This is a genomic window from Buttiauxella agrestis ATCC 33320, from assembly GCF_000735355.1.
Classification (GTDB): domain Bacteria; phylum Pseudomonadota; class Gammaproteobacteria; order Enterobacterales; family Enterobacteriaceae; genus Buttiauxella; species Buttiauxella agrestis.
The window spans coordinates 1-6,597 of sequence record NZ_JMPI01000009.1; the positions used below are offsets into that span (position 1 = coordinate 1).

Here is a 6,597-nt window from a genome sequence, read left to right on the forward strand (position 1 = left end):
GGAGAAGGCCGGGATGAGGGCTACCAGGCTTACAAACTTCCCGGCGTTCTGCCTGCTTTCCCTGAAGATGTTAGCGTCTTGTTGCTACGTTGCCCGCCCAGACTATCCAGACGCATCTGGAATGGTGGGAACGGCAGTTCGATACCGTGTTCGCGGAAGCCCTGCAGAATCAGCTGGTGAATCTCATGGCGCAGCGGCATACGGTGGTTCATCTCTGCGGCATAAATTCGCAGCTCAAATATTTGAATGCCCGCCTGCAAGTCCACAAGGAATGCTTCTGGCGGAGGGTTATCAATCACCAACGAACAGCGCTCGGCTGCCTGCAACAACACCTTCGTGACTTCCTCGCTGTTTGCATCAGACGGGGCTGGAACAGTTAGCACCACACGCGTTACCGAATCCGACAGCGACCAGTTGATAAACTGCTCGGTGATAAACGCTTTATTCGGCACGATGATTTCTTTGCGGTCCCAGTCGCTGATGGTGGTAGCTCGCGTATTAATTTTAGTGACGCTGCCGGTCAGATCGCGAATCGTCACGGTATCGCCAATACGGATCGGTTTCTCGAACAGAATGATCAGGCCCGAGATAAAGTTGGCGAAAATCTCCTGCAAACCAAAACCTAAACCAACACCAAGGGCTGCGACCAGCCACTGCAATTTCGACCACTCAATGCCAATCATCGAGAAGCCGACCAATGTCCCCACCAGTAAAAGCAGATATTTGGTGACCGTCGTGATGGCGTAACCGGTACCAGGTGCTAAATCCAGGTGCTGGAGGAGTGCGAGTTCAAGCAGAGCAGGGAGGTTACGCACCAGTTGCATGGTGATAATCAGCACCAGAATGGCAATTAACACTGAGCCCAGGGTTATCGGCTCGATGCTTTCCACGCCTTGTACCGTTGAGGTGACATCCCACAACGTGATGTTCTCAAGGAAGCCAAATGCAGAATGGATTTCCGACCACAACACGATGACCGATAGAAGTGCAATGAGCATCAGAATCGAACGCACCAGGCGCAGAGACTGCACGCTGATAGTATCCAGATCGATTTCTGGCTCTTCGATAGTTTCTGCCGAACCTTCAGTGCTGTGGCTGTGAGCGGGTTCTTCTTCGCCACGAGCACGTTGGGCGAGTATTTCCGCACGACGATGTTTGGCGCGATCGAATGCCAGGCGGCGGCGCTGAATGAGCATCCAGCGACGGAAGATATGATAAACCACCAGTAACAAGAACCAGATGGCGACCGAGGTTTCAAGCCTTGCCAGCAGAGCTTGCGCGGTTGCCAGGTAACCTACCACGGCGGCCAAAATAGCCAGCAATGGAGCCGCCAGCAGCAGGTTCCATAATATCGTGTTGGCAATGTTTTCGCTGTTGCCCTGTTTATCCAGATACAGTGGAATTCCTGCCCGTTTCAGGCTTAACGTGACCAGTGCCATCGCACCGCAAATCAAAATAAAGCACAGCCGCCCAAGAGAACCGGAGAACTCCCGGTCACTGAGATTATCAAACATTATCAATGCCATAATTAGCGGCACGATAAGCCCGATACTCATCAGGTAATAACGCATAGCGCGGGCGACACGTTGCTGGGGCCAGCCGAAATGCACAATGAACAAACCGTTAGGACGGGCGAATGTGGCACAAATCATTACCGCCCAAAGCAGAGGAACGGTGGCGGTCACGCCATCGCCAATCGCCACTGCGAGGGGATATGGCCAAGCCGCTTGTAACCCGAAACCAAGCGTTGCCCAAAGCACCGGCAACGGTAATGCCACCAGAATCGACCAGAACACGGTGCGCAGCGTTAAGCTGAAATGATCCTGCGTCACTTTCCCCACTTTGGCGCTGGAGCGCTCCAGGAAAGCCGTAAAGTGGCGGCGCGAGCTGATACTGAAGCCTACCAGGATCAACGCAGCAAACAGCGGCAGCAGCGTCTCTTTGCTGGTCAGCATCATGACGGTGGCGCTGCCAAGCTGGCTGAACGTGTCCATCGATACCAGTCGACGCAAATCTTGCACGATCTCAACCGGCCAACTGAAGCCTATCGGGCTGACGTCTGAGGTCCAGAACAAATAACGGTGCGTCGCTTCGTTCACCTCTTTGAGCGCATCTTCCAGTTGGCTGTTGGCCACTTTCAGTTTGGTTAGTTCGAGAATGAGGTTATCGCCCCCTTGTAGCAGGGAGTTGAGCAGCTCGCGTTGGGTACGTAACTGCGCTTCCAGAATGCGATTTTGCTCGGTGGTGAGTGGCTGACCATCAAGTTGACGAATCTGGCGCAGTTGCTGGTGTTTGCTTAGCAGATCTTCGTAATGCAACCGCTGAACACGCAACTGGCCCAGCTCGGTATCCACTTGCTGCGGCTTTGGCATCTCCGGCAAACGTGCCACCTGGGCACGTAATGCTTCTCCCAGCACGTTAGAGACCCCAAGCCATTGTGACTGTTCACGCAGCGTGTTGAGCGCCTGGCGCACCTGCAACGTCTGGCTGCTCGCCTGGCGCTGCTGAGAGGCGACTAAATCCATGCGCTGAGCCTGTTGATTCAACGCCTGAGATAGCTCCCGGTTATTTTTGAACTGGGCAACAATGTCTGGTGGTAAATTCGCGCTGCTTTCAGCCAGCAGTTCGGTGCTTTCCAGCGCTTGTTCTGCTTCGCGCTGACGCTGATTATTCAATTGGTTACGCAACGCTTGCAGATAAGCATCCAGTTGCGTGCTCTGCTTTTGAGCAAGCTCAGCCCGCAGGCGTGAAAGTTCCTGGCGGTTACTGGCGGAAAGCTGCGCCAGTTCCAGTTCATCGACCAGGGCTTTCAGGCGTGAAGATTCAGCCTGCAAAGAGAGATTCTGTGCCTGCGATAATGGCGTGCTGGTGGTGGTTTGCGTGCCCAACCGCCGTTCGACTTCGTTTAACTGGCGGCGAGCGTCAGTTTGTTGCTGCGGAAGCTGGCTGAGGGAATCGGTGATTTCTCGGGTGCGTTCTTGTTCTTGCTGCGCCAGGCGGCTTTTATCCAACAACTGGCTACTGACTTGCAGGATTTCCTGGTTTAAGGCATCGGTAGACATACCTTCCGGCACTTTCTGCGGCTCTTCGCGCAGGCTGCTAATCTGACGGCGTAATGTTTCAGAAAGCTTTGGAAAGTTATCAATGACTTGCTGATATTGCGTTGCACGTTCCTGAGAAGCTTTACGTTCCTGAAGTGCATTGAGAGCGGCCTGAAGCGTTTCCACGGTTTCAGCCTGAGCGGGCTGATCTTTTGCAGATTTAGCTTGTTCCAGTTCCTGGGAGATTTGTTTGGCATCAGGGGCTGGGGCGGCATACAGCGGTAGGCTTAGGCACCAGGCCATCAGAAAAGTGAGTATCAGGCGCACGTAAATACCTATCTTAGTTAACCCCTTCATCCTTCAAGCCGCAGCTGCGTTGGCTGCCTTTACTCACCCCAGTCACTTATTTATATAAGCTCCTGGGGATTCGCTCAGTTGCCGTCTTGCTGCAACTTGAATGATTTTAGGTTGAGCTTTAAGCGTTAAACGTCGGGTTTGGTTTCCTGATCGGCGGCAACTTCTGCTTCAGTAATCTCACTGACAGGCACTTCCGGTTCGCCCATAGGTTCGGTAGATACGGCCAGCGGTTCACCAATCTTAGTCACAGACAGGCTTTGCAGCTGCTCGGCCAGGTTCACTTTGCCCGGTGCGAACAAGTTAATCACCGTTGAACCCAGTTTAAAGCGACCCATCTCCTGGCCTTTTAACAGTGCAACAGAACCTTCGCTTTCACCGGCAGGCCACGTCCAGCGTTTGATCACGCCTTCACGCGGTGGCGTGATAGTGCCTGCCCAGACGGTTTCGATGCTGCCAACAATGGTCGCGCCGACCAGAATTTGCGCCATTGGGCCAAATTCAGTATCGAACAGGCAGATAACACGTTCGTTACGGGCAAACAGGTTCGGGACGTTTTGCGCCGTTAAATGGTTCACGGAGAACAAATCGCCCGGCACGTAAATCATTTCACGCAAAATACCGTTACACGGCATGTGAACACGGTGGTAATCACGCGGCGACAGGTAAGTGGTCACGAAGCTGCCGTTACGGAACAGATCGGCCATTAAGTAGTTACCGGCAAGCAGGGCTTCCAGGCTGTAGTTATGGCCTTTTGCTTGCAGGATTTTGTCTTCTTCGATTGGGCCTAACTGGCTCACTACGCCGTCGGCTGGCATCACCAGTACACTTGGGTCGGTGTTAACCGGGCGTACGTCGTCACGCAGTGGACGGACGAAGAATTCGTTGAAGGTGCGATAGCTGGCGGTGTCCGGCTTTTGTGCTTCCTTCATGTCGACTTTGTAGTATTTGACGAACAGGTCGATAACCAGTTTGGTCAACCAGCCAGCTCGTTTGCTTGCACCCCAGCCTGCCAGGCGGGTCAGCCATAGTTTAGGCAGGATGTACTGGAGCGAAAGTTTAAAGTTGTCTAACAAGATAGCCTCCTGGCTAAGTACCCATTTTAGCGGGCATACACAAAAAGGAGCGCGATTTTAGCGATGCCCAGCTTAATTGTCAGCGTTCAGTATCGGAAAAGGTTTTACGCGATTTTACCTCGGACATACTTTCCAGTATGCGATGGTAGTTGTCGAAACGCGTTTCAGCGATCTCCCCACGCTCAACGGCTTCGCGCAGCGCGCAGCCTGGATCGTTGGTGTGGCTGCAGTCACGGTATTTGCAACGACCTAAATAGTCGTGGAATTCAGTAAACCCATTCGTGACTTGATCCGGCTCTAAGTGCCACAGACCGAATTCGCGCACACCTGGGGAGTCGATAACATCGCCGCCGCCTGGGAAGTGGTAAAGACGCGAAGCGGTCGTTGTGTGCTGACCTAAACCTGAGTTATCAGAAACGTCATTAACCAGAATCTGGACTTCTTTAAAGCCGAGAAGGTTGTTCAGCAGGCTTGATTTGCCCACGCCGGATTGCCCGGCAAAAATACTGACGCGGCCAATCAATGCTTCTTCAAGCTCTTTCAGACCTTCAACTTTGTGGCTGGAAACAAACAGAACGCGATAACCAATCTTGCGGTAGATATCCATTTGTTCGTTGACGAACGCCAGGCCTGCTTCGTCCAGCAGGTCGGTTTTGTTCAATACCAGCAGTGGTTCGACGTCGAGGGTTTCGCACGCCACCAGATAACGGTCGATAATGTTTAGCGACAGCTCAGGCAAAATGGCGGAAACCACAATTATCTGGTCAATGTTAGCGGCAATGGGTTTTACGCCGTCATAGAAATCAGGGCGTGTCAGAACGGTGGTGCGCTCGTGTACTGCATCCACAATGCCTTTAATCGTGACACCTGCCGCCGCTTCTTTAGCCGGGCGCCAGACTACGTTGTCGCCTGTTACCAGCGAACGAATGGTACGACGGATATTGCAGCGGTGAATTTCACCACCGGGTGATTCGACATCGGCATGTTGGCCGAAACGGCTAATGACGCGACCATCGCGTGGTTCACCAAACTGAGAGTCGTCAGGATCGGCTTTCTCCACAGTCTGTTTAAGCCGACGCTGGTGATTTGCTGAAACCCGGCGCTGCTGTCCTTTGGAGAGTTTATTTTTGCTCAATCTTACTGGCTCCTGGTCGCCCGTGATGGGCAAAACCTCTATGATACACACTATTTTATACGAATTAACCCATCGACAACGGTGGGCTACGCACAAGAAGGGTGGAAAATAGCATGAGTGGAAATGAAAACAATCTGATTTGGATTGATTTAGAAATGACCGGCCTGGACCCCGAGCGGGATCGCATAATTGAAATTGCCACGCTGGTTACTGATGCCAATTTGAATATCCTCGCCGAAGGGCCAACGATTGCGGTTCATCAGTCTGACGAACAGCTGGCGCTGATGGATGACTGGAATGTGCGTACTCATACCGGTAGCGGCCTGGTTGAGCGTGTGAAAGCAAGTCAGCTGGACGATCGCGCGGCTGAACTGGCAACGCTTGAGTTTCTGAAACAATGGGTGCCAGCGAATAGCTCGCCAATCTGCGGTAATAGTATCGGCCAGGATCGCCGTTTCTTGTTTAAGTACATGCCAGAGCTGGAAGAGTACTTCCACTATCGTTATCTGGATGTCAGCACGCTGAAAGAGCTGGCGCGTCGTTGGAAACCTGAAATTCTCGCTGACTTCAAAAAGCAGGGCACGCACCAGGCAATGGATGATATTCGTGAGTCTGTGGCAGAGCTTGCGTTCTATCGTGAGAATTTTATTAAGCTTTGACAGGTGTTCGGGAGGAGCTAAACTCCTCCTTCGCTGAGAAATTAATCATTTTGACGCTTAAATCACCATTCAAACTAATTTTGTGAAAAAAACCTTTTGAAGGGCTTGCGACTAAAACGATTTCTCGTATAATGCGCCTCCCGTACCGATGCAGAATTTGCAGCGTTACACAGAGCGGGAATAGCTCAGTTGGTAGAGCACGACCTTGCCAAGGTCGGGGTCGCGAGTTCGAGTCTCGTTTCCCGCTCCAAATTTGATTACAGCAGTACCACCAAATTCGATGGCTTTTAAGCATCAGCTTGAAAGACGAAGAATATGCGGGAATAGCTCAG

The 6,597-nt window shown here is 52.3% G+C and carries 4 protein-coding genes and 1 tRNA gene; 2 read left to right on the plus strand and 3 right to left on the minus strand.

All coding sequences use genetic code 11. The annotated features are described in order from the left end of the window. Positions 1 to 29 precede the first annotated feature (29 nt). From mscM to rsgA, 3 genes are all read right to left on the minus strand, one after another. Complete coding sequence (mscM, locus tag GBAG_RS01470) at positions 30 to 3,368, minus strand: miniconductance mechanosensitive channel MscM (RefSeq protein ID WP_034492770.1); 3,339 nt, start codon at positions 3,366 to 3,368, stop codon at positions 30 to 32. Between the two features lie 155 nt (positions 3,369 to 3,523). After that, entirely contained in the window at positions 3,524 to 4,471 is a 948-nt protein-coding gene (gene asd / locus GBAG_RS01475; protein WP_034492763.1) for an archaetidylserine decarboxylase, read from the minus strand. Between the two features lie 79 nt (positions 4,472 to 4,550). After that, entirely contained in the window at positions 4,551 to 5,606 is a 1,056-nt protein-coding gene (gene rsgA / locus GBAG_RS01480; RefSeq protein WP_034492765.1) for a small ribosomal subunit biogenesis GTPase RsgA, read from the minus strand. A 113-nt stretch (positions 5,607 to 5,719) separates the two neighbouring features. Between rsgA and orn the strand changes: the two genes are divergently transcribed. Beyond that, positions 5,720 to 6,265, plus strand: coding sequence for an oligoribonuclease (orn, locus tag GBAG_RS01485; RefSeq protein ID WP_034492766.1), 546 nt, complete (start codon positions 5,720 to 5,722; stop codon positions 6,263 to 6,265). A 174-nt stretch (positions 6,266 to 6,439) separates the two neighbouring features. After that, a tRNA-Gly gene (locus tag GBAG_RS01490) sits at positions 6,440 to 6,515 on the plus strand. The last annotated feature ends 82 nt before the right edge of the window (positions 6,516 to 6,597 follow it).